The following is a 25,166-nucleotide window of genomic DNA, read 5'->3' as shown; positions in this document are numbered from 1 at the left end:
TCTGGAAGTGTTCAACCCGTCTCACGCTCGGTGCCCGAGATCGTCTCGTACATCTTGCAGAGCGCGGCCGTATCGATGTCATACATGCCCATCCCGACAGCGGCCTGATGCATCTGCAGCGCGGTCTGGAACAAGGGCACAGGATAATGCATCTCCTGCGCAAAGGCACCGATGACCGGGCCGTCCTTCGACGCCATGCCGAAATTCCCGCGCGAGCTGGAGTAGTCCTCGGTGACCATCATCGGCCCGCGTATCTCCCAGAGCACCGAGTTCGCTGCGCTGTCTTTCACCAGATCGAATACGTCATCCGCCTGCAAACCGGCCTTGAGCGCCATTGCCATGGCTTCGGCATTCGCGGCAGTGAGAACGCAGACCAGATGGTTGATGACAAACTTGATCTTGCTCGCATTGCCGAATGCACCGACAAAGCTGTGTTTGCGGGTGAACGCAGACAGGACGTCGGCATTGGCGTTACAGGCAGCTTCATCGCCGCTCATATAGGCGGTGAGGGTCTTGGCCAGGATCATGTCCCGGTTGCCGCTGACCGTGCCGTCGATCAGGGTCATGCCCGCCGCTTCGGCCATGCGCGCGCCTTCCTCCTTGATCGCGATCGGCAGGGTGCAGGTGTCGATGAGGACCAGGCCCTCCTTGCCGCTCGACGTGATGCTGCCCTGTTCGCGCAGGACGCTTTGGAAGGCCTCGACGGTCGGCAATGACAGGATAACAACATCGGCCTGTTCCGCGACGTCGCGCGGGCTCCCGGCGCGGATACCGCCGTTTTCCTCCAGCTCGTCGAGGGCTTCTTCGCGCGGGTCGAAGCCGACGACCTGGAAGCCCCCCTTGACCAGCATGATCGCCATGGCGGATCCCATCGCACCAAGTCCCACAACACCAACCGTCCGGCTCATCTCGTCTTCCTCCGCTTCCGCTTTGATCAGGGTCCAATTTTCGTTCATTCGGTTTGCCACACCGAATAAACGGCTTCATGCCATGGCGACGGGAGTCTTAGCCGGTGAGACACAGCATTTTCATATCTTGTCGCACATCGGCGACTGGGGAAAGCTCGCCGAACATTCCAATCGCCACGCATGCCGACGACAGGAGTTCCAGCATGACCGCCACGATGTCCAGCGACCGCCCCTACCGAGTTGCTGCGGGAGACGAGTTTCCCATTCTGGATGTCGGCCCCTATCTCGCCGGCGAGGCTGGGGCGCTTGACGCGCTGGCGGCGCAGGTGCGCGACGCGCTGGTGCGGGTCGGTTTCATGATGTGGGTCAACCACGGGCTCGACTGGTCGGTGATCGAGAACGGATTTGACGGGGCACAGCAGTTCCATGATCTGCCGCTGGACGAGAAGATGGCGCTGCGGGTGAACGAGCATCAGATCGGCTATGTGCCGATGAATTTTACTTTCAACGAAGCCCATGCGGTGGACAGTACGAAGGGCCTGAAGCGTGATGCGTCGGAGAACCTGACCTACTATCAGGAACGTTCGCCGGACGATCCCAAGGTCCTGTCGGGTGAACGTTTCCGCGGGCTGAACCAATGGCCCGAAGAAAGCCACGCGCCGGGTTTCCGGAACTCCCAACTGGCCTATCACGGCATGATGTCGGATCTCGGCTACCGCATGCTGCCGGTCTATGCCCGGGCGATGGATATGCCCGACGATTTCTTTGACGACTATTTCAAGGATCCGACGATCGTGGTGCGGATGGTCAAGTATCCCGCGGTCGGCGAACTTCGTGACGATCAGTTCGGCGCCTCTTCCCATACGGATGCCGGTTTCATCACCATGCTGCCCCAGAGCAACCAGCCGGGGCTGCAGATCAAGACGCCCGATGGCGAATGGATCGACCATCCACCGATGGCCCGGGGGGTGATCGTCAATTCCGGCAATATGCTGCGGCGCTGGTCGAACGACCGCTTCGTGGCGACGCCGCACCGGGTGACGACCGCGACCACGCAAGACCGCTATTCGCTCGCGTTCTTCTTCAATCCCGACCTCGACGATGTGATCGATCCGGTCGCGGGATGCTGTGGGGCGGACAATCCTTCGAAATATGATCCGATCCGATACGGGAAATTTTTTGCCGACTATCTGGCCAGCACCTACACCCATCAGAAGCGTAAGCCGGAAGCCGCCGGATAGGCTCGCCGGCCGAAATATCCACCGTCCCCGGTCTGGTTTTCGGCGGGGGTGGCAGTTAGTCTGCGCCCAACATTCTGAACACAAACAAACCGTTGGGAAGCAAGATCATGGCGAAGGTGACACTCGAACAGGCGAACAAGATCATCGCGGCCGGCCAGGCCAAGGGGCGGGACCTCGATATCGGCCCGCTGACCATCGTCGTCCTCGACGATGGCGGCCATCTCGTATCGATGCAGCGTGAGGACAAGAGCGGAATCATGCGGTTCGAGATTGCCTTCGGCAAGGCCTGGGGCGGGTTGGCCATCGGCCGGTCCTCGCGGGCCAATGAGACGGATTTCCTGACCCGTGAGCATTTCGGCGTCGCGATTGCGGCCGCGTCCGGCGGCCGGGTCATTCCCGTCGCGGGCGGCGTGTTGATCCGCGATGCGGATGGCAATGTTGCCGGTGCGGTCGGCGTGACGGGCGACAGCTCGGACAATGACGAGACCTGCGCGGTGGCGGGTATCGAGGCCGCGGGTCTGACCGCACAGGTCTGATTTCCATGCGCGGCGGGGTCGTTAAGCCCCCCGTCGGCTGTAATACCTGATGACCACAAGGAAGACGGTCAGGCTCGTGAGGGTTGTGGCCGTCTGTGCCATGCCCATCTGCAGCGACAAGTTGTGGGGCAGGTTGGCCACGATCAGGGCCATGACGAACGCCACACCCATATGCAGGAAGCCGCCAAGCGCCGACGCGGCACCCGCGAATGACGGCGGGACGGTGTTCAGGGCCTGGGCGTAGCAGTTGGCAAGCACCAGTCCGGTGCCGAAGTTGGATACCAGGATCGCCGCGACGATATGTGTCGGGGTGGCGTGGCCTGACAGCGCGAAACTCACCTGGAGAATGCCGCCGAGGACCCCCATGGTGGATCCCACCCCGACGATCAGGTCGACCGGCAGGAACCGCACGAGCCGTCCGGCCACGAAGCTTCCGGTGATGAAGGCGAGGGGGATCACCATCAGATACAGGCCGAACAGCTTCGGGGTGACCCCGAGCTGGCTGATCAGCACGATCGGGGCCGCGGTCATGAAGACCTGGAAAGTCGAACTCTGGAATGAAACGGTCAGGCTGTAGCCCATGAACCCGGCGCGCTTGAACAATGCCAGGTAGCCCCGGACGAGCTGAAAGATATCGATCCGCTCCCGCGCCTGTTCCGGCAGCGTTTCGCGGAGCACCGGGATCGCGACGAGCAGGGACAGGCCGCTTGCAAGTGCCGTGACCAGGAAGGTTGCGCGCCAGTTGAAGGTTTCAACGAGCTCGGCGCCGATCAGAGGCGCGATGGCGGGCCCGACGCCCAGCGAGATCGCGACATAGGACATCGCCTGGGCCGCCGCCTTGCCGTCGTTCGTGTCGCGCACGGTCGCGCGCCCCACGACGATGGACGCACACGCCCCCGCCGCCTGGAAAAAGCGCCCGCCCAGTAGCTGCCAGATATCCGTCGCGAAGGCGCAGGCCAGGCTCGCGAGCATGAACAGCGCGACCCCGCCCATGATGACGGGGCGTCTCCCGAACCGGTCGGAAAGCGGTCCGACGATGAGCTGCATGAATGCGAACGCGATCAGGTAAGCCGGGATGATCAGCTGGGTCCGGCCGAGCGTTGTCTCAAGGTCGCGCGCGATGTCCGGCACGGCCGGCAGGAAGATCGTCAGCGCCAACTGGCTCGAGAACATCATCGCGAACAGCACCGCGAGCGAAGATTTGTGCAGCACCATGCGTGGGATCAGTAGAGGCCGGCGCGTCGCGCGCGCCCGCGGAGCAGGGCCAGAACCGTATCGACGGTCGGGGTTGGGATACGCGCAATCTCGCCCATCTCCGAGACGACGGAGACCATGGCATCGATCTCAAGCGGCCGGCCGCGCTCCAAATCCTGGAGAATGGAGGGCTTGAACTCCCCGAGCTCCGCGCCGAGTTCGATCCGATCTTCGGCGCTCATGTTCATCGGCAGGCCGAGCGCTTCGCCCACATCCATGGCCTCTTGCATCATCGCCGCCGCGATGGGGCGTACATCGGCATCTCCGGCCAGGCCCGCCAGGGTGGCGCCGGTCAGGGCACAAATGGGCCCCATGCCCATATTCCCGACGAGTTTCATCCAGATTTCGCCATGGATGTCGTCGGAGCTACGCCCATCGAGCCCCGCGTCGGTAAACGCATCGGCCAGCGTGACGGCGGGGGCGGACAAGAGCCGGCCGGCGTCACCCACGATGAAGAGATTCCCCGCCGCGTGATCCACCAGACCCGGTTCGGGGACCGAGGCGCCCGCATGCACCACGCAGCCGAGCACGCGTTCTCGCGTCAGGGTTTCGCCCAGGATGCCGTTCGGGTCGGTGGAGTGCAGCGACCGCCGTGCCAGCGGTCCTTCGAGCGCGAGGCAAAACCACCAGGGCACACCGTTCATCGCCGTCACAACGACCGTATCGGGTGCAAGCAGGGGTGTGAGCGATGCGGCGATACCGGGCAGGGCGGGTGCCTTGACCGTCAGGATGACGTAGGCCTGTGGCCCAAGCTCGGATGCGTTGGACGCCGCGTTTATCTCGACCGTGAATTCTTCGGCGCCCGCACGCAGGGTGAGGCCGCGGTCCCGGATTGCGTCCAGATGATCGCCGCGTGCAATGGCCGAGACATCATGCCCGGCGCGCGCCAGACGGGCGGCAATGATGCCGCCGATCGCGCCGGCGCCGACGATGCAGGCCCTCACCGACCCGGTCCCCTGTAACCGCACGTTGCGCGGTTGGTGTGCAAGGTCATCGTCGAACCAGCCTGGCCGTTCGCCCGGTCGTCGTCGGCTGTTCGATCAGAGGATTTCCAGCACGGCTTCCGGGGGACGGCCGATGCGCGCCTTGCTGCTCGTCGTTACGATCGGTCGCTCCATCAGGATCGGAAATTTGAGTATCGCGTCGATGATCTCGTCTTCGGTTTTCGACGGGTCGGCAAGGTTGAGTTCCTTGTACGGCGCTTCGCCCGTACGCAGCAGCTCGCGTGCGGATATGCCCAGCAGATCGAGCAGCTGGCGAAGCTCGATATCGTCCGGCGGCTCTTTCAGATACTCGATCACGGAAACGTCGATTCCTCGTGATTCCAGGAGTTCCAGGGTCGCCCGTGATTTGCTGCAGCGGGGGTTGTGATAGATGTCGACACTGTCGCTCATGTCTTTTTCCTTCCTTCAGTGCGCCGGAAAACCGGCCTTTACTATCTGGCTTCCGAAAGCATTTGTTAACCAAACAAGCCCTAGTTTAACGGTTGTTGGCTATTTTTACGCGTATCTGTTCACCAGATGCCAGACGCCTGATACCGGGGAAGCTTGTGACCAATCTGAACGGCCGTGATTTGTCCGAACTCGTGGTGATGATTGTCGATGACAATGATCATATGCGACGCCTGCTGCGCAGCATTCTGGAGGCGTTGTCAGTTGCCCAGGTGCGCGAGGCGGGGAATGGTGTGACGGCGCTTAACGACAGCAAGCTCATGATACCCGATGTGATCATCACCGATATGATGATGGAACCGGTGAACGGTCTCGAATTCACCCGCATGCTGCGCGATGATCTGACCCACCCGGCGACCCGGGTTCCCGTTCTCATGATCACCGGCTATTCGGAAAAGCAACATGTGGAAGCCGCGCGTGACGCCGGTGTGACGGAATTCCTGGCCAAGCCGGTCACGGTCAAGGGCGTGGGTGCGCGCCTGAACAGTCTGCTGACAAATCCGCGGCCATTTGTCCGGACACAATCGTTCACCGGTCCGGATCGTCGCCGCCGGCAGGTCCCGGTTGAAGACGACATGCGGGGTTCTGATGCGCCGTCACCAACGGTGACACCGCTACCCCGGCTGACCGCACCCGTCCCGGCGCATGCAGAGCCGGGCCCGGAGAATGCCCCGGACCCGAAACGCCGCGCGCTTCGCTAAGCGTGAACTTTCCTGACGCCTGTCCCGCCTAGAAGACGCCCATGCCCGCTGTTCGCGGCAGCCACAGCACGATCTCCGGAAACAGCGTGATCAGCATGACCAGGAACAGTGTGAAGATGAAGTAGGGTGCAACACCCTTGAATATCTTCATCAACGGCACGTCGGGTGCCATCTTTGCCATCACATAGACATTGATCCCAACCGGCGGTGTAATCAGCGCCAGCTCGGCCATGATCACCGCATACACGCCATACCAGACCGGGCTGTAGCCCAGGTCCAGAATGATCGGCATGGTGAACGGAATGGTCAGGATCAGCATGCCCCAGACGTCCAGCACCATCCCCAGTACGATGAACAGCAGGCTGATCATCAGCATGACCATCAGCGGCGAGAACTGGGCCGCCGTGATCCAGTCGACGACGCCGGTGGTCAACCCGGTGAGGACCACAAACTTGCCCATCATGTGACCGCCGATGATGATCACGAAGATCATCGCCGAGGTGTGCATGGACTTGAGCAGGGATTCCTTGAAGTTGGTGATGTTCAACCGCTTCATCGCGATGGAAATGAGCAGAAGCGCGAGCACGCCGACGCCGGCGGCCTCGGTCGGGGTGAAGACACCGGTGTAAATACCGCCGATCACGATGATGAATGTCAGGAAGATCGGCGTCACCTTGGTCAGCGACCGGACCTTCTCACCCATGCTGTATTTCTCGCCCACGGGCCCCAGCTCGGGGTTGATCATGCATTTGACCATGATCGTTGCCGAATACCCGATCGTCATCAGGATGCCCGGAATGATACCGGCGATGAACAGCGCGCCGATCGATGTCTCGGTCAGGATGCCGTAGCCGATCATGATGATGCTTGGCGGAATGAGGATACCCAGCGTACCGGCAGCACTCACGCTGCCTGTTGCCAGTGAATCGTCGTAATTGTATCGACGCATGGCGGGAATACACATCGGGGCCATGGTCGCGACCGCGGTCACGCTGCCTCCCGACACGGCGCCAAAACCGCCACAGGCGACGACCGAAGAGATCGCCAGGCCGCCGGGCAAGCGCCCCAGCCAACGATAGACGCATTCATACAGATCGTAGGCGATGTTCGTTCGCTGGACGATCTGGCCCATCATGAAATAGAGGGGCACCGCGACGAAAACGAAGCTTGTACCCTGCTCGATGAAGGTGATCGAGAGTTGTGTTTCGGCAAAATTCGATCGCCCGACGATGAAGAAACCGGCCACGGCCGTCGCCAGCATCGCGAAACCGATCGGCACGCCGAGCACGATCAGCAGCATCATGGCCGCGAACGCAATGAGACCGATGGCGCTCTTGTCGACGGATTTGAGGGCCTCGAGTGTGCCTGTGGCACTGAAGAGGGCGGCGGCGAGCAGGATGACAACCAGCACCCCCAATGCGGGTAAATTTATCGCTTTAGCGTTCATCGTCTATTCCTCCAGCCCGACAGATTCGGTCCGCGTAAACTCTCCAAAATTGAAGATCGTGGCGACAAGCCGCAATACGTAATAGATGATCAGGATGACGCACATTCCGAAAATCGCCAGATGATGGCCCCATATGGGCAGCCGGACGAACTCGGTGATGCGTCCCAGTTCGTAATCGAACAGGAACTCTTCCCAGGCGTGGTGGCCAAGGAGATAGAAAAGAGAAATCGCGCACAGGATATAGACGACATCCATCGCCTCCTGGCTGCGTTTGGGCAGGTTCGAGATCAGCAATTCCATGCGCACATGGCCGTTCTGACGTGTGCACTCGGGGATCGCGAATGCAAAAATTAACAGTAGCATCCACTCGTTGAATTCAAGGCTCCAGATCCAGGGGTCATTCAGCGCATAGCGTTTGAACACATCGACAATGACGATTGTGGAAATCGCGGGCAGAACGATCAACCCGCCGATCTTGTCGAGGTTTCTGGATATGAACAGAAATGCTTTTTCGACTTTTTCCATCTTTGGAGCCTTTCAGAAGGTGTCCGGCCGGCGTGTGCGCCGACCGGACGAAACCTCCGTTACTTCATGTCGTACATGCCCTGGACGGGATTGTTGATCGCGTCGAGCATGACTTCGTTCGGAGACATCTTGGCGTATTTCGCCGCGCCTACCCGAATATCAGCCATCATGGCCTTGGCCGGAACGCCCTTCTTCTCGGCATCCGCAACCCAGGCTGACTCGACACCCGCGACGGCGGCTTTCCACTTGTCGAGTTCAGCTGCACCCATGTTGAGGCTCTCAAGGCCTTCCGACTCCATTTTGGCGACGTTGACCAGTCCGCCATAGTCATAGAAGCCGACGGCCTCGGCGATCGCCATCTGGCGACCCCAGTTGTTAACGACAACCTGCAGGTCGGCCGGCAGGTCGTCGAACCAGTCACCGGACATGCAGTACTCGATCGTCAGCACGTTGAAGCCGTTCTCGGTACGGAACTTCGTGACTTCGTGGAGCTTGAAGATCAGTGCCGCGGCGTCGTTGAAGTGGATCGCGTCGAGTGTGCCGCGCTGAACGGCCGTGTAGGCCGAAGCACCCGGCATGGACACCTGGGTTGCACCCAGCGCCCCGATGATCTGGGCATGGGTGCCGCCACCGGCGCGAACCTTCATGCCCTGGACATCTTCGAGCGTGCGGACCGGCTTGTTGTTGTACAGATGGTACGGGCCGGTATGGGCCTCGCGCATGATCTTGACCTTGAACCGCTCGAACTCCTCCTTCAGATACTTCGGATAGAGATGCTCGGCCGTGGCCACCGCTTCATGCGAGTTGTTGAACAGGAACGGCAGTCCCAGTCCGCCAACCACATTGTAGTCGCGCGCGGTATAGAGTGAGAAGCATGGTGCCTGGTCGGACAGCCCGGTGCGGACCGCCTTGCGGCCTTCACGCACACCGTGGACCGACTGGGACCATGTGGTCGAGACCTTGATCTTGCCGCCCGACATACTCTCGAGCTGATTGAAACCCTTGATCTGGAGTTTGGCGAGACTTGAAACGGCGGGAATGTGGCTCGTCGAACGGAACTCGATAACCGGTCCGTCATACGAAACGTCATTCTTGCCGTAATTGTCGAGCTTGCCGTCGAGCCAGTCGAGGACGACCTGCGAGTTTCCCTTGGCTTCTTCGACGGTGCTGCCGAAGGGGCCGGCTGCTGCCGATCCAATGGCCAACACCATGCCCATTGCCAGGCTGGTGGTTGCTAGTAGTGTTTTGCGCATTTGATCCTCCCTAGAGACGTTGAGCGCTCCCCCGTTCTTGGGTTAACTCTGCGGTTGGCCCTGGAACGGGTCAAGGCCAACCGTCACAAACATCCGTGACCGGTATTTTTGGTCCGTTATTGCAGACCATCCTACCGATACGGTGGACTCGGGACAGATAAATTTACTGTTGCGTCCCGTTATTTAATCGCCAGCGGATTCACCGGTGATCCGACCGCACCCGTAATCGGCAGGGCGGGGGCGACAAACATGAACTCGTAGACTTTATCCTCCGCACAATCGTCGGCGATGTCCTTGAGGTAGAAGATTTCGCCCATCGTCAGGCCGAGGATCGGAATCGCGATCCAGTGCCAGGGCTGATTGATGTTTTCGTCGGTCTCGCACGGGCGCACTTCGTTGCCCCAGGTGTCGGACGCGTAACCGGCGATTTCCTTGTTGTAGATCCAGTCGAGGGTCTCGAAGGCCATGCCCGCGGCGTCGCCGCCGGCATATCCGTCCCAGCTGCCGTCTTCCAGGCAGCGCTCCATCATGCCCGTGCGCAGCACCACATAGTCGCCCTTGCGCACTTCTACGCCCTGTTCTTCACAGGCTTCGTCGAGATCCTCGCATGTGATCGGATAACCGTCTTCCAGATATTCGACGCCCTTGACGCGGGGGATATCGAGAAACACGCCGCGACCGGTCATCTTGTCCTTGGTCTTCTCGATGCCCGCCTTCTGGGCACCGGCGGATGTGACTTCACGGCATTCGTAGCCGTTCCACATATGGTCCCAATAAAAGACATGACCGAGGCCATCCCACTGGGTGCCGCACTGGAGCGGCATCATGACGAGATCATCCGCACCGCGGATGCCGCGGCTGTCGAGTGTCCCTGCCCAGGCATCGGTGCCCGTGCGGGTCATCATGTGGATCGGGTTGAAGCGCCCCATGGCGGGATAGGGGGTCTTGGCGCCCTGCGGACCGAACTGGTCGAAGTTCAGGCCCATGGACATGACCTTGCCCTTCTTGACCAGCTGGGCCGCGCCTACAACGTCGTCCTGCGTGGTGTAATTGAGCGTACCGATCTCGTCGTCGGGTCCCCATTTGCCCCAGTTCTTGTACTTCTCGGCATATTCAGCGAGGACTTCGTGCGTCACGCGCATATCGCTATTGGGATTGGCCATCGTCGTTTTTTTCCTTCTGGCTTATCGTTTGGAAGATTTGACAGTTCGCAGCATTTCCACCGGCTTCGCCGTACGGGCGATCGGTGGACTGCAAAACATTTGGGCGAGCATCGGGACGAGGTAGTCGAGAGCCTGATCGGGGTCCGAGGGATCACACGCATTCTCGGTCAGTATTTGTATGCGACCCGGATTCGCGAGGGTGTAGACCATCGCGCCCAGCATCATGTGGAAGCGCCAGTGCAGATCATGCGCCGGCAACGCGGGCATGGCTTCACCGAGGGCCTCTAGGAACCGTCCGGTCGAATCATTGAGGTGGAGTGCGTAGAGTTCGCGGGTCTGCTCGCTGTTCTCGGCCAGCATGCGCCCGCGCAGCAGCGCGAATGTCGTGCCGCCATGTTCGCCGCGCATGCCCGGTTCGAGAAATGCCGAAATGATCTGCTCGACCAGCGGCGGGCGACCCGGTGCGGTGCGGCAATCCGCGAGCAATGTCGCGCGTTCCGCGGCCATGCCTGTCGCGTGGCGCTCGAACACCGCGTGCAGCAAGCCTTTCTTGGAACCGAAGTGATAGTTGGCGGCAGCCGAGTTGGCGCCGGCCGCCGCGGTAATGGCCCGCAGGGACACGCCATTGATGCCACGTTCGGAAAACAGACGCTCGGCGGCGTCGAGTATCCGTTGGCGCGTGGCCTCGCCCCGAGGCTCCGGGGCGACACCAGCATCTTCCAGTGGAAGTGCTGTCACTGTTCCTCCCTGCCGTCCGTTGACCGGACGATCAGGAAAGATATTCAATCAAGCGTTTGATTGAGTCAAATGCGCCGGATTACCGCCTGTCCGAACCCAGCACGTCTGCGGCCCAGTCGGCCATGTACTCGACCGCCAGTGCACCGTGGTCGACCTGGCAATGTTCGATGCCGCCGTCGTCGGGCGTGAAGACCTTGAGTTCCGCGCGCGGGCTCTTGACCGCTTCGCGGATCGTCTTCTGGGCCATTTCCAGCGGAATTTGGCGGTCCCCCTCGCCATGCACCACCAGCAGTGGGCATTGGATGTTCGGGACGGCCTCTTCCAGGTTCATGCGGTCGACGACCTCGAGGATTTCCTCGGCCGAGTTCGTGCCGAACACCCAGTTCATATGTTCTTCCCAGTGTGACACGGACAATTTGGTGCCAGTGCCGTCCAGGCGGCCGCGGGTGATCTTGCCGTAGTCGTTGATGCCGCCCCAGGCGATGGCGCATTTCAGGCGATGTTCGAAGCCCGCCGCGCGCGGCACGTAGTAGCCGCCCAGGCTGATGCCGGCCATGCCGACCCGGTCCGAATCCACGTCATCGCGCGCCTCGAGATAGTCCATGGCCGCCCCGGCCGGGATTTCGGTTTCGGGGAACAGCTTCAGCCCGCGCAGGCGCAGCGCCTCGCCGACGCCGGGATGGTCGATCATCAGGGTCGAGATGCCGCGCGCGGCATAGGCCCGCGCAACGCCGGCCAGATAGAGAAACTCCTTCATCACATCGAGGCCGTCGAAATGGATGATGCAGGGCGGCGGTCCGTCGCCGGTCACGGCGTTGGCGTCGGCCGGATAAAACAGCGCCGGCAGCGTCGTGTCTTCGCCATTATGTGCGTACGGTACCTCGACCCACTCGGCCGGGCCCTGTTCACGCTCAACACCCTTGCGGAACATCGCGAGCATGCGTTCATAGGTCTCGATTCGGATCGGCGCTTCGGACTTACACATGCGTTCTGCAGTCATGTAGTAGACCGCTGCGCGTTTGTACTTGGCGCTGGCACTGAGACGCCGTCCGGCCGCGTCGTCTTCGTTGGCGAGCCGCTCGCTGCGTTCGCCGAGCATCATCCAGCGGGCATGCCACGCATCATTCGCGTCATCATCATTCGCCGCGGCCACCGGTTTGAGCGGGTCGAGCGCTTCGTGAACTTCCGAAAGCACCGCGCCGGCATTGATCGCCATCACGGCGGCCATCGACCAAGGGTAATTGTCGGGGAAATATTCGAACATCATGGCGTGGCACTCCCTTGAGATTGTACCGGGGTCTCTCGCCCCGTGTTTGATTCGGCGAATCCGGGTCGTTTCTAGGCCGACGAAAGCTCCGACATTTCCTTGTAAAGATCGGCCTGGGCCTCGAAACCGATCCCCGGGCGGTCCGGATCGAGCTTGAGATAGCCATCGATGATTTCCGCATCGTCGGCGAAGCCGGAGAACATCCCGAAGGTGTTGGGGTAGGATTCGCACAGCAGCATGCCCAGCCCGGCGGCGATGTGCAGGGACATCTGATTGCCGCCATGGGGCATGACCGAGCTGCCCGCGGCCCAGCCGGACTTGTTCAGCATCTCGACCGTGCGCGCCACGGCAACCACGCCATAGCTTTGCGGCGGATCGATCTGCAGGACGTCGTGATTCTGGCGCATGCCGCCAAACGTGACGAGGTTGCGCATGTCCTGCTGGGAGAACAGATTCTCGCCGGTTGCCAGCGGCGGTTCGTAGATGTCGGCGAGTTCGGCCATGAGCGCGAAGTCGAGCGGATCCGTCGGCTCCTCGTACCAGCGCAATTTGTAGGGCGACAGCGCCTTCGCGTAAGCACGCGCACCATCGTCCGTGAGGCCGCAATTGGCATCCACGGCCAGGTTCCAGCCGTCATCGCCGACGAGTTTCAGCACGGCTTCGAGGCGTTCCATGTCTTCCGCGACGGAAGCGCCGCCCACCTTCATCTTGAGTTGGGTATAGCCCATGTCGAGATAGCCGCGCATTTCGTCGAGCAGCTCGGGAATGCCCTTGTCCGGCGCATACCAGCCGCCACCCACATAGACGAACATGTCGGGTTTCGCGCCGCCCGGGTTGTAGCGGTCGGCGATCGATTGATAGGCGGGTTTCTCCTCGATCTTCGCGATCGCATCCCAGACCGCGACCTCGATCGTGCCGATGCCGACCGAGCGGTCGGAATGTCCGCCCGGCTTCTCGCCTTGCATCATGGCCGCCAGAATCGCTTCCGGGTCCAGATTGTTGCGCGCCGCGTCGATCAGGCTGTCGGGGTCCGAATCCAGAATGCGCGGGATAAACCGCGCGCGCATCTGTGCGCCGCAGGCATAGCGCCCGGTGGAGTTGAAGGCATAGCCGACCACGGGCTTGCCGTCGCGGATCACGTCGGTGATTACGGCGACAATCGATGTGGTCATTTGGCTGAAATCGAACACCGCATTGCGCAGGTTCGAGTTCAGGGGGATCGCGGTCTCGCGGATGTCGGTGATTTGCATGGCTGCTTTCTTACGATGCTCGGGCGCGGACGCCAAATATGGATTAGTTCGAAGGGGTGGAAAACCGTTCCTTGATTTCGCGGCGCAGGACCTTGCCCACCGCGCTGCGTGGCAGGTCATCGACCAGATGCACGGCCTTGGGGGCCTTTACCGAGCCGAGCTGGTCCTTCGCGTGGGCGATGATGTCATCGGCGCCGGCCGTCGCGCCCTCGCGCAACTGCACCGCCGCCTCGACCCGCTCGCCCCAATGGTCGTCGGCGGCACCGAACACGACGCATTCATAGACATCGGGATGGCGCACCAGCGCCCCTTCGACGTCTGTCGGGTAGACGTTGAAGCCGCCCGAGATAATCACGTCGCGAAGACGGTCTTTCAGGAACAGGTAGCCGCGCTCATCGATCAGCCCGCCGTCGCCGGTCAAGAGCCAGCCATCGCGAAACGCTGCCGCGGTGGCCTCGGGGTTCTTGTAATAGCCGGTCATTGTCAGGCCGCCGCGCACGACGACCTCGCCGGTCTCGCCCGGCGGCAGGATGTTGCCTTCGGTGTCCATGATCTCGACCCGCATCAAAGGTGTCGCGCGCCCGACCGAGCCGTTGTTCGCGTCCATCTCCAGTTCGGCCGCCGTCATGGTCGTACAGACCGAGGAGGCCTCGGTCTGGCCGTACAAGGTCTCGAGCGCGTGTGGAAACACCTGCTGGGCTTCGTGCACCTTTTCCGGCGGCATGGGGGCGGCGCCGTAGATCAGGTGGCGCAAATTCGGGAAGTTGCGCATCGCGATATTCGGCTCGGCCATCGTCTTGTAGATCATCGTCGGCGGCATGAAGATCGTGCTGACGCCGCGATGTTCGAAGGCATGCAGGATGCGGTCCGGGTCCGGCGAGGGCAGTACGATGTTGCGCCCGCCCACGGCGAAGATCGGCAGCATCAGGATGAACGCCGCGTGGCTCACGGGGGCTGCCGCCACCTGGATGTCGTTGGCGTTCACGCCAAACACCGACAGAACGGTGCCGATCAACGTCGTTCCCGTGCGGTAGGGCTGCATCACGGCCTTGGGCAGGCCGGTCGAACCGCCGGTGAACTTGATCGCCTGCAAATCCGTGTTCGGGTCCAGCAGATGACGTTCGGGCCGCTTGCCGCGATACGCCTCGATCAGGCCGTCGACGGTATCGTCGGCATGGGACCGGCCGTCCGGTCCGGCGACGACGAATGGCGTATCGCCGATGTCGAACGCGTCGCGCGCGGCGTCATCGGCGATCATAAGGTCCGGCGCGACGAGGTCCATCAGGGCGGTGTTCTCCGCCTTGCCCGAGCGCGGATTGACGGCCACCCAGATATGCCCGGCCAGATGGGTCGCGAGGATCGCAATCACATGCTGCAAATTGTTGAATCCGCACGCGCCGACCCTGGCCTGTGGCGCAGGCAGGCGCTCCTGCAGCGCGGCGGCGAGCGCCTCGACCCGCGCGACCAGCTCGCGATAAGTGAGTTGGGTCGTGTCGTCTTCGAGCGCGACCCCGTCGGGATTGATCTGTCGGCCGCGATAAAGTGTGTCGATGGGCAGCATCGGAGAAGTTCCAAAAAAGCGTCAGGCTGAAACGGCTATCCACAAACGCGGTCCGTTGCGTAGCATGGCAGCCTAGTGATTGGTGCTCCATCCGCAAACCGGAACGGGGCAGGCGGTCTCACATTCTGGGAGGAAAGCATGGCGAAGAAGATCGAACATTGTCACTGGCCCGATGCGCCGGACATCTGGATGCCTTACGCGCCGGCGATCAAGGTGGCGGGCGGGACGACTGTTTATCTGGCGGGTGTGACGGCGGCACCGGTCTATCACAGCCATCCCCATGTGCCCGAAGAGTTCGCCGACATGCCCGACGACATGGACGGGCAGGCCCGCGCGGTGCTGGAGAATCTGAAGAAGGGCCTCGACGCGGTGGGTGCCACCTTCGACGACATCGTCACCGCCGACCGGTTCCTGACCGACATGGAGGACCAGGACATCCTCAACAAAGTCTGGGCGGAATATTTTGTGGATGCCAAGCCGGCCACCACGACGGTGCAGATCGTGCGCCTCGCCACCGACCCGCGCTGCATCATTGAGGTCAACGCAATCGCGGTGATTGATTAGGACTAGCAATCCCGCCTGCTACCCCCGGCGCGGCGGCGCGTCGCGATACTTTGCGATCAGCTCATCCGGTTCGAGCGAGTCCACCTGGCGCAGCTTGGGGAACAGCCAGGCGAAGCTGACCGCAACCGTCACCGTGGCCGCGCCGCCGACCACGACGGCGGGCACGGTGCCCCACCAGTGGGCCGTCACACCGGATTCGAATTCGCCGAGTTCATTGGATGCGCCGATGAACACCGCCGTCACCGCGCTCACCCGGCCGCGCATCTCGTCGGGCGTGATGATCTGCACCAGGTTCTGCCGGACGAACACGCTGACGGAATCGGCCAGCCCCATGACGATCAGCGCGGCCGCCGAAAGCCAGAAGATCTCCGAGACGCCGAACACGATCACGCCGATCCCGAATACTCCCACGGCAGACAGGAGCTTCACGCCGGCACGCCGGGTCACCGGATTTTGGGTCATGTAGAGCGCGCCGACGAAGGAGCCGAGGGTGAAGGCAGAGCGCAGCAGCCCGAACCCGTCCGCGCCCACGTCGAGAATATCCTTGGCGTAGACCGGCAACAGGGCGATGGCGCCGCCGAACAGCACGGCGAACAGGTCGAGACCGATGGCCCCGAAGATCACCTGTCGCGAGGCGATGAATTTGAACCCGCCGAGAATGTTGCCGATGGTGATCGGGGCCGAACTGACGATCTGCACCGGCTTGCGCACCATCCCGGCAAGCATCGTCGCCAGCACGAACACGCCGACGGCGAGTACGTAGACGAAGAACTCGTCCTGCCCGCGTGCGGCGCCGAATGCGATGAGCAGCCCCGAGATGGTGGGGCCGATTATCCGCGCCATCTGGAACCCGGTCGCCGACCAGGCGATGGCGTTGGCGAGGTCTTCTTTCGGGACCAGGTTGGGCACGATCGCCATCTGCGCGGGGGCCTGGAAGGCGCGCGCCACGCCGAACAGGACCAGAATCGCCAGAATCACCCCGAAGTCGATGGCGCCCGACCATGTGCCCCACAGCAGTGCCGCGGCACAGACGGTCTGCAGCGCCACGCAGGCGAAAATGATCCGCATGCGCGGCAACCGGTCGGCGGCCACACCCGAGACCAGAAACAGAAGTGCGAAGGGGGCGAACTGGGCGAAGCCGATCAGGCCCAGATTCAGCTCGCTGGATGTCAGGCGGTAGACCTGCCAGCCGACCGTCGTGACCAGCATCTCCGTCGCCAGAATGCCCGATACGCGTGTGGCCCAGAAGTAGCGGAAATCACGGTGCCGGAAGGCGCGCGCGCCGGTGAGTTCACTGCGCGGGGCGGGCGGTGTGGGATCGGATACGGACATGAGCAACGGGAGAAAGGGTTGAGGACGGCGGCGGGCAGGGCGCTACTTGTACGTCTTTTGTCACGGTCGGAATATGCCTAACTTGGACATGTTTCGGACAGGCCGGGTCGGGTGTGGCGGGTTGCGCGTCGCCCTTTACGGTCGCTTTTGGGTCGATTAGTCTCTGCCGGAGATAGAAACAATCAGCCTTTTCATTCGTTAAACGTGTTCGTGAATATGCGCCGCCTTCCGCCTGTTGTGGGGGCTGCGAATGTCGATTGGGGGATCGAATGCTGGCCATATTGGGTTTTCTCGCGCCTTTCCTGCCGGACGTGCTCGGCTTCGGCAAACAGTGGCTGGACCACAAGCAGGAAATGCAGATGCTGCGCCTGCAGGGCGAGTTGGCGGAAAAGGAGCACGCCTACCGGCTCGAGCAGATCGAGGTTGAATCGGCACTCGCCGACCGGCGATCCGCGCGACGCCCTCATCAATCCTATGGCGTGAAACTGCTCGAAGCGGCGGCCAATCAGGATCATGTCTGGCGCTGGTCGTTCAACCTGGCCTTCATGCTGTTCGCCGTTCTGGACTGGCTGATTTCGGCGGTGCGCCCGACCGTGTCCTACTGGGTGTTCGGCCTGTACGGACTGCACAAGGCCGGTCAGTTCAGCCTGATTTTCGGGACCACGGACAGCGCGGATTCCGTGACGGCGCGCGCGCTCGAGGTCTTCACCACGAATGGCTTCTATACACAGTTTGATCAGGATGTGCTGTTCGTCATCCTCGGTTTCTGGTTCGGTGACCGTGTGCGGCGGCGCGCGAACAATAACGTATGAGCGACCCGCAGCCTGACATCTTCGGCGATGCCCGCATCAACCCCGCGCTTGAAGAAGCGGCGTTGCTGGCGGAGGATTTCGAGGGCCTGATCCTCGAGCCGTATCATGATCCCGTCGGATATCCGACCATCGGATATGGGCATCTGCTCTCACGCGAACCCGGCGCGGACCTGACGCAATGGGCGGCGTTGCCCGATCGCGACGCGGCGCTGGAATTGCTGATGAAGGACATGTTGCGGGCCGCGGCGTCGGTCGATCGACTGATCGACGTGCCGCTCTCCGTCGAGCAGGAGGCCGCGCTGATCGATTTTGCCTTCAATTGCGGGTCGGGAAATCTCATGGCGTCGACCCTGCGCAAGGTCATCAACAGGGGCGAATATGCGGATGCGCCGGCGCAGTTTCGCCGCTGGGTGTTTGCGCGCGGACGCAAACTTGCCGGGCTGGTGCGCCGCCGGGAGGCCGAGGCGCAGCTCTGGATGGCCGGCTAGGCCGCATTTCGGATTGCGCTTTTTCGCCGGGACTCGTGATTCCGCATTTGCTACTCAAAAGGCGCTGCCGCACCGGGCTGGGCCGCGCGGTCGCGGGCTGCGGTCGGGCAACCCGGCAATCCAACGCGGTCATGCAAAGGGATCTCGCCATGACACAGTCCAGAATATCCCCCGACCAACTCCGCAGCCGTCGCTGGCTCGACGGGGAGACCATGCGCGCCTTCAGCCATCGCGGGCGCCTGCGCCAACTCGGTTTCAGCCCGGATGATTTCGACGGCAAGCCGGTCATCGGCATCGTCAACACCTGGTCCGATCTGAACACCTGCCACGGCCATTTCCCCGAGCGCGCCGAACAGATCAAACGCGGGGTGCTACAGGCGGGCGGTTTCCCGGTCGAGATGCCAGCGATTACGCTCGGCGAGATCCTGATGAAACCGACGACCATGCTCTATCGCAACCTGCTGGCGATGGAGTGCGAGGAGCTGATCCGCTCCTACCCCGTCGATGGCGTGGTGCTTATGGGCGGCTGCGACAAGACAACACCGGCGCTGATCATGGGGGCGGTCTCGGCGGGCCTGCCGCTGATCTACATGCCCGCGGGCACGATGCTGCGCGGCTTCTGGAACGGCGAGACGCTGGGCAGCGGCACGGATCACTGGAAGTATTACGCCGAATATCGCGCCGGCAACGTGGATGCCTCGGTGGTGGATGAGGTGCTGGCCGGCGCGTCGCGCTCGTCGGGCACCTGCATGACCATGGGTACGGCCGCGACCATGATGTCGCTCACCGAAGCTCTTGGCCTGACCCTGCCGGGCGCGTCGTCGATCCCCGCGCCGGATTCCAACCATGGGGTCATGGCGGCCGCCAGCGGGCGGCGTATCGTCGAGATGGTCTGGGAGGACTTGAGGCCGGAGAACATCCTGACTGCGGCCTCCTTCGACAACGCGATCACAGTGGACATGGCAATCGGCGGGTCGACCAACGCGATCATCCATTTGGTCGCCATGGCGGGGCGGGCGCACATCGATATCCCGCTGTCGCGTTTCGACGAGATATCCAAACGCACGCCCTGGCTCGCGAACATCCGCCCTTCGGGCGAATTCCTGATGGAGGATTTCTACTATGCGGGCGGGCTGCACGCGCTGATGCGCGAATTGGGCGATCTGCTCGACGGCAGCGCGGCGACGGTCTCCGGCCGGCCTCTGGGCGAGTCCTACAAAGACGCGCCGCTCCACAATGACGACGTCATCCGCCGCCGTGACAACGCGCTGAGTGCGGATGGTGGCACGGTGGTGCTGTCCGGCTCGCTCGCGCCCGACGGTGCCGTGATCAAGCAATCCGCCGCCGACCCGTCATTGCTCAAACACACCGGCCCTGCCGTGGTGTTCGCAGACAGGGCGGACCTCGACGCCCGGATCGACGATCCGGATTTGCCGGTCACGGCGGATTCGGTGCTGGTGCTCCAGAACGCCGGGCCCGTGGGTGCGCCGGGGATGCCCGAATGGGGCCAGTTGCCGATTCCGAAGAAACTGCTGGAAGCCGGCGTGCGCGACATGGTGCGCATCTCCGATGCCCGCATGTCGGGCACCAGCTACGGGACGTGCGTGCTGCATGTCGCGCCCGAGGCCCATGTCGGCGGGCCGCTGGCGCTGGTGCACGACGGGGACATGATCACGCTCGATGTGGAAGGCCGAAAAATCGATCTGGATGTGGACCCGGAAGAACTCGCCCGACGCCGGGCCGACTGGACACCCCGGAAAAAGATTCCCGAGCGCGGCTACGTATCGATGTATGCCGAGCATGTGACCCAGGCCAACCGGGGCTGCGACTTCGACTTCCTGCATGCGGGGGAGATGATCCCCGAGCCGGAGATTTTCTAGCCGCCTGCTGCGTCTACTTGCTGTCGAGCACCCACACGCCCTGCCAATCGCCGTCCGGTGGTGTGTCGATCAGGCCCTGGCAGCGCGCGATATAGAGCGCGGCGACATTGTCGTCGGGCGCCTGTTCCGTGCAGGCCGCGAAGCCGTCGCGTGCTGCGGCGAAATCCCCGTCCCGGTAGAGCGTGAGCGCGGCCGCAAATGCCTCGCGGGTCGCGCGCTTTTGGGCAGCGCTCGCGTCCGTATCGCAGGCCAGTAGCTCGTAGATGGAAACCGGGGCCGCGCGGCCTTTCACAACCACCCGGTCGAGTTCGCGCAGGTCGACCGCGTCGGGCTGCTGCAGCCGCACCAGCGTGTGCTCGGTGCACAAGGCCTCGACCCCGTACTGCCGGGTCAGGCCCTCCGTGCGCGAGGCCAGATTTGCGGTGTCGCCGATGACGTTGGAATCGAGCCGTTTGCCGCCGCCCAGCGCACCCAGCATCAGCGGGCCGCTGTTGATCCCGAGCCCGAAGTTGATCGGCATTTCCCCGGCCGCGACGCGATCCGCATTGAATGGTCCGGCGGCGTCGGTAATCGCTGTCGCGCAGGCGAGCGCGGCGTCGGCGTCCTCGGGAAACAGCGCCATGACCGCATCGCCGAGATACTGGTTGATGAAGCCGCCCGCGCCCGTCACCAGCGGCTCGACGACTTCGAGGAATGCGTTCAAGGAAGCGAAAATATCCGCCGGTCCGAGACGCTCGGAAAGAGCGGTGAAGCCGCGGATATCGACGAACAGAACGCTCATATCCAGCGCCGTGCTGTCGCCGGTATCAATTTCCTGGATCGTCGACCGACCCAGAAGTTCCAGAAACTGGAAGGGCACGAAGCGGCTATATGAATCGGTCAGGCTGGCGAGCGCCCGGTTGTGCTCGAGGATTTCGGCGTTCAGCTGCCGGTTGATGAACAGCGCGCCGGCCTGCTGCACCATCACCGTGAAGGCCGGCAGTTGAGTCCCGCTCAACGGCTCGAAAAAGTCCGCGCCCGCCGCCGTCACCCCCGCCGCGATGGCGCCTGCGAACGCGCCGTTCTTGTCGTGGTAGGGACACAGGATCGCCTCGCTGAAGCCGAGGTCCGACCATGCTTCGAGCGCGGGGTCGTCCGCGGCGACGATCCGGCTTTCGTCCGAAGCAAACCAGCTCGCATCGTGCGGCAGATTCTCGGGCACATCCTCGAAACCGAACTGGTCGACCACGGCGAGAGTGCCGCTGTCCGGCATGTGCCGGAGGAAAACGGCCACCTCAAGCTCGAAAGCCTCGATGATCGCCTCCAGCGTACGGGTCGTGAATTCGGTCTCGCTGTCGCTGTCCAGCGCACCGGAGATGTAGCGTTGGATTGCCTGGAAGCGGGTCAGTTCTTCATCGACCTGGCGCTTGGCGACGATCAGCCCCTGCTGGGTCACGATATGCTGGCCGACCTCTTTCTCGAGCCGCGTGTTCTGCTGGAACAATTCGCCGTTCAGACTGCGGATGTTGAGCATCGTCGCGGCCTGACCGACCATGACGGTAAAGGCGGATGCCAGAGCCTCGGTTGGTTCCGTGTAGTAACCCGATCCGTCATGGGTGACGCCGGCAACGATAATGCCGGCGACAGACTGGTTCTCGTCGTGGAACGGGCAGGCGATCGCCTGCTTGAGGGGGAGCTCGCCCCAACCGGCAAGCATCTCGTCGCCGATCTCCGCGACCCGGCTCCCGGGACCCGTGAACCAGTCCGGATCGAAGGGAAGGGACTCCGGTACGTCCTCGAAGCCGAACTGGCCCAGAACGTCCAGTCGTTCGCCGGCCGCATCGATTCGCAGGAACAACGCAACCTCCACCTCGAATGCCTCGATCAACGTTTCCAGCGTGAGATTGTGAAATTCGTCCTCGGTTTCGGTTTTCAGGCCGGCGGCGATATAGCGCTGAAATGTCTGGAACCGTGCGAGTTCTTCATCGACCTGATCCTTTGCACGGATCAGGTCATTCTGCACGACGAGCCGACGACCGGATTCGGTTTCCAATCGCGCGCATTTCGCGACGAGTTCATCGTAACTCGGCTTTTTGTCGCTGTCCGTCATCTAACGTCCGCTCGGTCCCGCAAACGGCGTCAGGCGGACTCGCGGCGCACCAGCGGATAGAGCGATGTCGTGTAATTGTGGAATCGGTTGCGTCCGGACAAACGGCTGAATTCCGCATACCCATAGACTCCGAGCCAGGGCACACCGTCGTCGCCCGCCAGCGGATACTGGATCTTGGCAATGATCTCGTCCTTCAGGATCTTGTTGAAGGTCATGCGTCCGCGCGCCATGCAGTCCGACTGGAAGACCGCGACCGGCTTGCGGCCGACCAGCGCATCGGTCATGCGTGACATCAGTCGGTCGACCCCGTCGAAGATGTGTTGCTCATCGCGCTGCATGAGGGTCAGCTTGGTCCCTTCCTCACAGGTCGAATGAACGAAGAAGGTCTGGTGATCGTCCGTGACCCGGATCGGGACCCTCAATATCTGCTTGTTGTCGTATTCATCGGCATCTTCGGGGCTCAAATCCTCTCCCAGGCCGCTCATGCCCAGAACCGAACCCGGGTCGGTTTCCGGCGGCAGGCCAAGCCGGCCCATCAGGGTTGGCCATGCCGGTTTGCCGTCGAGTTCAATGATCTGATTGCCGTCGGATTTGGTGACGTCGAAGGTCATGCCCTCGACCGGGAGGGAGCCGTGATGGACGCCGGTCAGCAATTCGAGCGTGGGATCGGCGAAGCCGACCATCGTGATGCCGTCTTCCAATACACCGCCACTGTGAAACTGGAAGGTGCGGGCGGCCTTGCCGTTGTCGCCGGCTGACGCGCCGAACAGCGGCGTATCGGGGCCGAAGACGCTCTCGATCCCGGCGATGACCCGATCACCCGCGACATCCAGACCTGCGGTGATCACATAGATCATGTTGATGCCGTCGAGCTTCGCCTTCAGCGCTTGCGCAGTTTCCGCGGCCAGGTCCCTGGAATTTGTGCTGGTCAGCCCGGCATTCTGGATGACGGCGCATTCGTCACCCACAACCGCCATCAGGGCAAGGGCGCGCATGTTTTCGCTCACCCCTTCGCGGCCGATGACGCCACTGCCGGTGCAGCCGACGATTTCCGCATCGGGACAAAATGCCTGTATGGCGTCATGGATCTGGGCCATGTTGTGGCCCATTGTCGAGTGGACGAAAACGATATTCGCATCGCTGCCGCCGCCTTCGCCAAATGCCAAATCCAGGCATTCACGGACGGCCGACTTTGAATTTACGGCGCTGCTGCTACCGGAAAAAAATTCAAGCATCACCCGGTTCCCCCCACAGGTGGTTGATCCGTGAGCGTATCACAATCGGTGTTGGGCGGAACGGTTTTAAAATACCCGCAATCGGGGTCGGCCTTGATCGAACTGGTGCCGCCGGAGTGAATTGAACACTCGACCTCGCCATTACCAATGGCGCGCTCTACCCCTGAGCTACGGCGGCACGATGGTCGAAAAACGCGCGGGTTATGCCACGGGTCTTCCCGTGCAGCAAGGCCATGGTTGGCGCGCGAAACGCGCCGTGCAAAAATCCGCGCGCTTTCAGATTGCGAACCCCCATGAGGCAGCCACTTTGTTCGACCGATTTCGCAAGGAACTCCAGCGTCACCGCCAGCGGCCGTTTCTCGAAGCTGTCGCCGCCGCCTGCGCGCTTGTCGCTACCGCCGACGGCGAGGTGAGCTTCTCCGAACGCGCGCGGCTCGACGCCGTGGTCGAGAGCCTGTCCGAACTGCGTCTGTTCGATCCCCACGAGGTCGTCGATGCGTTCGACGAGCATGTGGCCGTGCTGGCGGACGATCCGGACGAGGGCCATAACAAGATGCTGAAGACGATCACTGCCGGCACCGAGAACGAGGGCGCGGCGGATCTGTTGTTGCGGATCAGCGTTGCCATGAGCCTCGCCGACGGGCGCGACAGCGCCGACGAGCACAAAGTCATCGATCAGATTTGCGCGGCCCTCGGTCTCGCGCCCGAGGCGACGTCGGGCGCATTCGAGGCGCTTGCCGAATAGCCGCGATACGAAATCAATGGAGGGCCGTCATGCTTAATCTCGTAAACCCGGACACGCTGCCCGCCCCGGCCAGCAACTACAGCCATGTCGTCGAGGTGCCCGAGGGCAGCCGCCTGATCTTCGTTTCGGGTCAGGTGGGGCTCGATACGCACGGCAACTGCGCGGATGATTTCGCCGGCCAGTGCAATCAGGTGTTCGCCAACATCAAGGCCGCACTCGCCGCCATGGACATGCAGATGTCCGACCTCGTGCGTCTCAACGCCTATCTGACGGATGCCGGCGATGTCGGTGGTTTCCGGGATATCCGCGACCGGTGGATGGCGGGCCATGCGGCGGCATCGACCCTGGTGATGGTGCCGGCACTGGCCGCGCCGAACTGGAAGGTCGAGGTCGAAGTCGTGGCGTCGCAAAGTAAGTAGGTGCGGGTTTAAATGAACGACGAGACCTCCGGGGACGCCGACAAGGCGGCCACAAAAAAGTCCAACCAGACCGAAAGCGAGCGCGCCCGCGAGGCGCGCCAGGCAGCGGCGCTCCGTGAGAACCTGCGCAAGCGCAACGCCCAGCGCCGGGAACGCAAATCGCCCGCGCCCGACTCCGGGACGGCGGTCGATGGCGACTAGGCCATTAATCGATTGATTTTAAACATATAATTGTTATCCACCGGGTATGCTTGAGGGGCCGTGGGCCATCGGCTACAAGGCAATATCAGGTCTTCGCGCGTCGTCG

Annotated in this window: 25 protein-coding genes and 1 tRNA gene; 10 read left to right on the top strand and 16 right to left on the bottom strand. The window is 62.4% G+C overall.

The annotated features are described in order from the left end of the window. Window positions 1–11 precede the first annotated feature (11 nt). Window positions 12–956, bottom strand: a complete 945-nt coding sequence (locus ABJ363_11755; protein ID MEP4379667.1) for an NAD(P)-dependent oxidoreductase — start codon at window positions 954–956, stop codon at window positions 12–14. Between the two features lie 155 nt (window positions 957–1,111). On the opposite strand from ABJ363_11755, the gene ABJ363_11750 reads away from it, so the two are divergent. Both ABJ363_11750 and ABJ363_11745 read left to right on the top strand, forming a co-directional pair. After that, a complete protein-coding gene (locus ABJ363_11750) occupies window positions 1,112–2,149 on the top strand; it encodes a 2OG-Fe(II) oxygenase family protein (GenBank protein ID MEP4379666.1) in 1,038 nt (345 codons plus the stop codon). A gap of 107 nt (window positions 2,150–2,256) precedes the next feature. Then, complete coding sequence (locus ABJ363_11745) at window positions 2,257–2,685, top strand: heme-binding protein (GenBank protein MEP4379665.1); 429 nt, start codon at window positions 2,257–2,259, stop codon at window positions 2,683–2,685. Between the two features lie 21 nt (window positions 2,686–2,706). On the opposite strand, the gene ABJ363_11740 is transcribed toward ABJ363_11745, so the two are convergent. The 3 genes from ABJ363_11740 to arsC form a co-directional block, all read right to left on the bottom strand. Continuing rightward, entirely contained in the window at window positions 2,707–3,900 is a 1,194-nt protein-coding gene (locus ABJ363_11740; protein MEP4379664.1) for a multidrug effflux MFS transporter, read from the bottom strand. A gap of 8 nt (window positions 3,901–3,908) precedes the next feature. Next, window positions 3,909–4,883 carry a 2-dehydropantoate 2-reductase gene (locus ABJ363_11735; GenBank protein MEP4379663.1) on the bottom strand — a complete coding sequence of 325 codons (975 nt, stop codon included), beginning with the start codon at window positions 4,881–4,883 and terminating at the stop codon, window positions 3,909–3,911. 96 nt (window positions 4,884–4,979) lie between these two features. Then, entirely contained in the window at window positions 4,980–5,333 is a 354-nt protein-coding gene (arsC, locus tag ABJ363_11730) for an arsenate reductase (glutaredoxin) (protein ID MEP4379662.1), read from the bottom strand. A 155-nt stretch (window positions 5,334–5,488) separates the two neighbouring features. Between arsC and ABJ363_11725 the strand changes: the two genes are divergently transcribed. Continuing rightward, window positions 5,489–6,091, top strand: coding sequence for a response regulator (locus ABJ363_11725; GenBank protein MEP4379661.1), 603 nt, complete (start codon window positions 5,489–5,491; stop codon window positions 6,089–6,091). A 28-nt stretch (window positions 6,092–6,119) separates the two neighbouring features. On the opposite strand, the gene ABJ363_11720 is transcribed toward ABJ363_11725, so the two are convergent. From ABJ363_11720 to ABJ363_11685, 8 genes are all read right to left on the bottom strand, one after another. Further along, window positions 6,120–7,538 carry a TRAP transporter large permease gene (locus ABJ363_11720; GenBank protein ID MEP4379660.1) on the bottom strand — a complete coding sequence of 473 codons (1,419 nt, stop codon included), beginning with the start codon at window positions 7,536–7,538 and terminating at the stop codon, window positions 6,120–6,122. A gap of 3 nt (window positions 7,539–7,541) precedes the next feature. Continuing rightward, entirely contained in the window at window positions 7,542–8,063 is a 522-nt protein-coding gene (locus ABJ363_11715; GenBank protein ID MEP4379659.1) for a TRAP transporter small permease, read from the bottom strand. Window positions 8,064–8,122: 59 nt separating this feature from the next. After that, complete coding sequence (gene dctP, locus ABJ363_11710; protein ID MEP4379658.1) at window positions 8,123–9,316, bottom strand: TRAP transporter substrate-binding protein DctP; 1,194 nt, start codon at window positions 9,314–9,316, stop codon at window positions 8,123–8,125. Between the two features lie 179 nt (window positions 9,317–9,495). Continuing rightward, the gene (locus ABJ363_11705; GenBank protein MEP4379657.1) at window positions 9,496–10,458 is read right to left on the bottom strand and encodes a cyclase family protein; all 963 of its coding nucleotides are present in this window, start codon (window positions 10,456–10,458) and stop codon (window positions 9,496–9,498) included. 42 nt (window positions 10,459–10,500) lie between these two features. After that, window positions 10,501–11,217: a TetR/AcrR family transcriptional regulator gene (locus ABJ363_11700; protein MEP4379656.1), complete on the bottom strand. Its 717-nt coding sequence runs from the start codon at window positions 11,215–11,217 to the stop codon at window positions 10,501–10,503. A 79-nt stretch (window positions 11,218–11,296) separates the two neighbouring features. After that, entirely contained in the window at window positions 11,297–12,484 is a 1,188-nt protein-coding gene (locus ABJ363_11695; GenBank protein ID MEP4379655.1) for a prolyl oligopeptidase family serine peptidase, read from the bottom strand. 71 nt (window positions 12,485–12,555) lie between these two features. Further along, window positions 12,556–13,734 carry an enolase C-terminal domain-like protein gene (locus ABJ363_11690; protein ID MEP4379654.1) on the bottom strand — a complete coding sequence of 393 codons (1,179 nt, stop codon included), beginning with the start codon at window positions 13,732–13,734 and terminating at the stop codon, window positions 12,556–12,558. A 43-nt stretch (window positions 13,735–13,777) separates the two neighbouring features. Next, the gene (locus tag ABJ363_11685; GenBank protein ID MEP4379653.1) at window positions 13,778–15,295 is read right to left on the bottom strand and encodes an AMP-binding protein; all 1,518 of its coding nucleotides are present in this window, start codon (window positions 15,293–15,295) and stop codon (window positions 13,778–13,780) included. A 138-nt stretch (window positions 15,296–15,433) separates the two neighbouring features. Here ABJ363_11685 and ABJ363_11680 point away from each other — a divergent pair, with 138 nt between their 5' ends. Continuing rightward, the gene (locus ABJ363_11680) at window positions 15,434–15,859 is read left to right on the top strand and encodes a RidA family protein (protein ID MEP4379652.1); all 426 of its coding nucleotides are present in this window, start codon (window positions 15,434–15,436) and stop codon (window positions 15,857–15,859) included. A gap of 18 nt (window positions 15,860–15,877) precedes the next feature. Here ABJ363_11680 and ABJ363_11675 read toward each other — a convergent pair whose 3' ends face one another. Beyond that, window positions 15,878–17,191: an MFS transporter gene (locus ABJ363_11675; GenBank protein ID MEP4379651.1), complete on the bottom strand. Its 1,314-nt coding sequence runs from the start codon at window positions 17,189–17,191 to the stop codon at window positions 15,878–15,880. A 269-nt stretch (window positions 17,192–17,460) separates the two neighbouring features. Here ABJ363_11675 and ABJ363_11670 point away from each other — a divergent pair, with 269 nt between their 5' ends. From ABJ363_11670 to araD, 3 genes are all read left to right on the top strand, one after another. Next, window positions 17,461–18,003, top strand: a complete 543-nt coding sequence (locus ABJ363_11670; protein ID MEP4379650.1) for a hypothetical protein — start codon at window positions 17,461–17,463, stop codon at window positions 18,001–18,003. Further along, the gene (locus ABJ363_11665) at window positions 18,000–18,491 is read left to right on the top strand and encodes a lysozyme (protein MEP4379649.1); all 492 of its coding nucleotides are present in this window, start codon (window positions 18,000–18,002) and stop codon (window positions 18,489–18,491) included. The genes ABJ363_11670 and ABJ363_11665 overlap by 4 nt, the downstream gene beginning before the upstream one ends. Before the next feature lie 149 nt (window positions 18,492–18,640). After that, window positions 18,641–20,371 carry an L-arabinonate dehydratase gene (gene araD / locus ABJ363_11660; protein ID MEP4379648.1) on the top strand — a complete coding sequence of 577 codons (1,731 nt, stop codon included), beginning with the start codon at window positions 18,641–18,643 and terminating at the stop codon, window positions 20,369–20,371. Between the two features lie 13 nt (window positions 20,372–20,384). Here araD and ABJ363_11655 read toward each other — a convergent pair whose 3' ends face one another. The 3 genes from ABJ363_11655 to ABJ363_11645 form a co-directional block, all read right to left on the bottom strand. Continuing rightward, window positions 20,385–22,460 (bottom strand): adenylate/guanylate cyclase domain-containing protein, encoded by a 2,076-nt coding sequence (locus ABJ363_11655; protein MEP4379647.1) that lies wholly within the window; start codon window positions 22,458–22,460, stop codon window positions 20,385–20,387. A gap of 29 nt (window positions 22,461–22,489) precedes the next feature. Next, the gene (locus tag ABJ363_11650; protein ID MEP4379646.1) at window positions 22,490–23,695 is read right to left on the bottom strand and encodes an FIST N-terminal domain-containing protein; all 1,206 of its coding nucleotides are present in this window, start codon (window positions 23,693–23,695) and stop codon (window positions 22,490–22,492) included. 103 nt (window positions 23,696–23,798) lie between these two features. Next, window positions 23,799–23,873, bottom strand: a tRNA-Thr gene (locus ABJ363_11645). A gap of 3 nt (window positions 23,874–23,876) precedes the next feature. Between ABJ363_11645 and ABJ363_11640 the strand changes: the two genes are divergently transcribed. The 3 genes from ABJ363_11640 to ABJ363_11630 are packed head-to-tail and all read left to right on the top strand — an operon-like array spanning window position 23,877 to window position 25,060. Next, window positions 23,877–24,440: a TerB family tellurite resistance protein gene (locus tag ABJ363_11640; protein MEP4379645.1), complete on the top strand. Its 564-nt coding sequence runs from the start codon at window positions 23,877–23,879 to the stop codon at window positions 24,438–24,440. 29 nt (window positions 24,441–24,469) lie between these two features. Beyond that, on the top strand, window positions 24,470–24,859 hold the full coding sequence (locus ABJ363_11635; GenBank protein ID MEP4379644.1) for a RidA family protein: 390 nt from the start codon (window positions 24,470–24,472) through the stop codon (window positions 24,857–24,859). A gap of 12 nt (window positions 24,860–24,871) precedes the next feature. Beyond that, window positions 24,872–25,060 (top strand): hypothetical protein, encoded by a 189-nt coding sequence (locus ABJ363_11630; protein MEP4379643.1) that lies wholly within the window; start codon window positions 24,872–24,874, stop codon window positions 25,058–25,060. Window positions 25,061–25,166 lie beyond the last annotated feature (106 nt).

This window comes from Alphaproteobacteria bacterium, assembly GCA_039980135.1.
Taxonomy (GTDB): domain Bacteria; phylum Pseudomonadota; class Alphaproteobacteria; order UBA6615; family UBA6615; genus UBA8079.
The sequence above is the reverse complement of the archived record's forward strand: the minus strand, read 5'-3'. Positions and strand labels throughout refer to the sequence as shown.

Bases quoted from the DNA above. Each gene is read 5' to 3' on its own strand.
- ABJ363_11755 (MEP4379667.1), bottom strand. From the start codon at position 956: ATGAACGAAAATTGGACCCTGATCAAAGCGGAAGCGGAGGAAGACGAG.
- ABJ363_11750 (MEP4379666.1), top strand. From the start codon at position 1,112: ATGACCGCCACGATGTCCAGCGACCGCCCCTACCGAGTTGCTGCGGGA.
- ABJ363_11745 (MEP4379665.1), top strand. From the start codon at position 2,257: ATGGCGAAGGTGACACTCGAACAGGCGAACAAGATCATCGCGGCCGGC.
- ABJ363_11740 (MEP4379664.1), bottom strand. From the start codon at position 3,900: ATGGTGCTGCACAAATCTTCGCTCGCGGTGCTGTTCGCGATGATGTTC.
- arsC (MEP4379662.1), bottom strand. From the start codon at position 5,333: ATGAGCGACAGTGTCGACATCTATCACAACCCCCGCTGCAGCAAATCA.
- ABJ363_11720 (MEP4379660.1), bottom strand. From the start codon at position 7,538: ATGAACGCTAAAGCGATAAATTTACCCGCATTGGGGGTGCTGGTTGTC.
- ABJ363_11715 (MEP4379659.1), bottom strand. From the start codon at position 8,063: ATGGAAAAAGTCGAAAAAGCATTTCTGTTCATATCCAGAAACCTCGAC.
- dctP (MEP4379658.1), bottom strand. From the start codon at position 9,316: ATGCGCAAAACACTACTAGCAACCACCAGCCTGGCAATGGGCATGGTG.
- ABJ363_11705 (MEP4379657.1), bottom strand. From the start codon at position 10,458: ATGCGCGTGACGCACGAAGTCCTCGCTGAATATGCCGAGAAGTACAAG.
- ABJ363_11695 (MEP4379655.1), bottom strand. From the start codon at position 12,484: ATGATGTTCGAATATTTCCCCGACAATTACCCTTGGTCGATGGCCGCC.
- ABJ363_11690 (MEP4379654.1), bottom strand. From the start codon at position 13,734: ATGCAAATCACCGACATCCGCGAGACCGCGATCCCCCTGAACTCGAAC.
- ABJ363_11685 (MEP4379653.1), bottom strand. From the start codon at position 15,295: ATGCTGCCCATCGACACACTTTATCGCGGCCGACAGATCAATCCCGAC.
- ABJ363_11680 (MEP4379652.1), top strand. From the start codon at position 15,434: ATGGCGAAGAAGATCGAACATTGTCACTGGCCCGATGCGCCGGACATC.
- ABJ363_11675 (MEP4379651.1), bottom strand. From the start codon at position 17,191: ATGTCCGTATCCGATCCCACACCGCCCGCCCCGCGCAGTGAACTCACC.
- ABJ363_11670 (MEP4379650.1), top strand. From the start codon at position 17,461: ATGCTGGCCATATTGGGTTTTCTCGCGCCTTTCCTGCCGGACGTGCTC.
- ABJ363_11665 (MEP4379649.1), top strand. From the start codon at position 18,000: ATGAGCGACCCGCAGCCTGACATCTTCGGCGATGCCCGCATCAACCCC.
- araD (MEP4379648.1), top strand. From the start codon at position 18,641: ATGACACAGTCCAGAATATCCCCCGACCAACTCCGCAGCCGTCGCTGG.
- ABJ363_11655 (MEP4379647.1), bottom strand. From the start codon at position 22,460: ATGACGGACAGCGACAAAAAGCCGAGTTACGATGAACTCGTCGCGAAA.
- ABJ363_11650 (MEP4379646.1), bottom strand. From the start codon at position 23,695: ATGCTTGAATTTTTTTCCGGTAGCAGCAGCGCCGTAAATTCAAAGTCG.
- ABJ363_11640 (MEP4379645.1), top strand. From the start codon at position 23,877: ATGGTCGAAAAACGCGCGGGTTATGCCACGGGTCTTCCCGTGCAGCAA.
- ABJ363_11635 (MEP4379644.1), top strand. From the start codon at position 24,470: ATGCTTAATCTCGTAAACCCGGACACGCTGCCCGCCCCGGCCAGCAAC.
- ABJ363_11630 (MEP4379643.1), top strand. From the start codon at position 24,872: ATGAACGACGAGACCTCCGGGGACGCCGACAAGGCGGCCACAAAAAAG.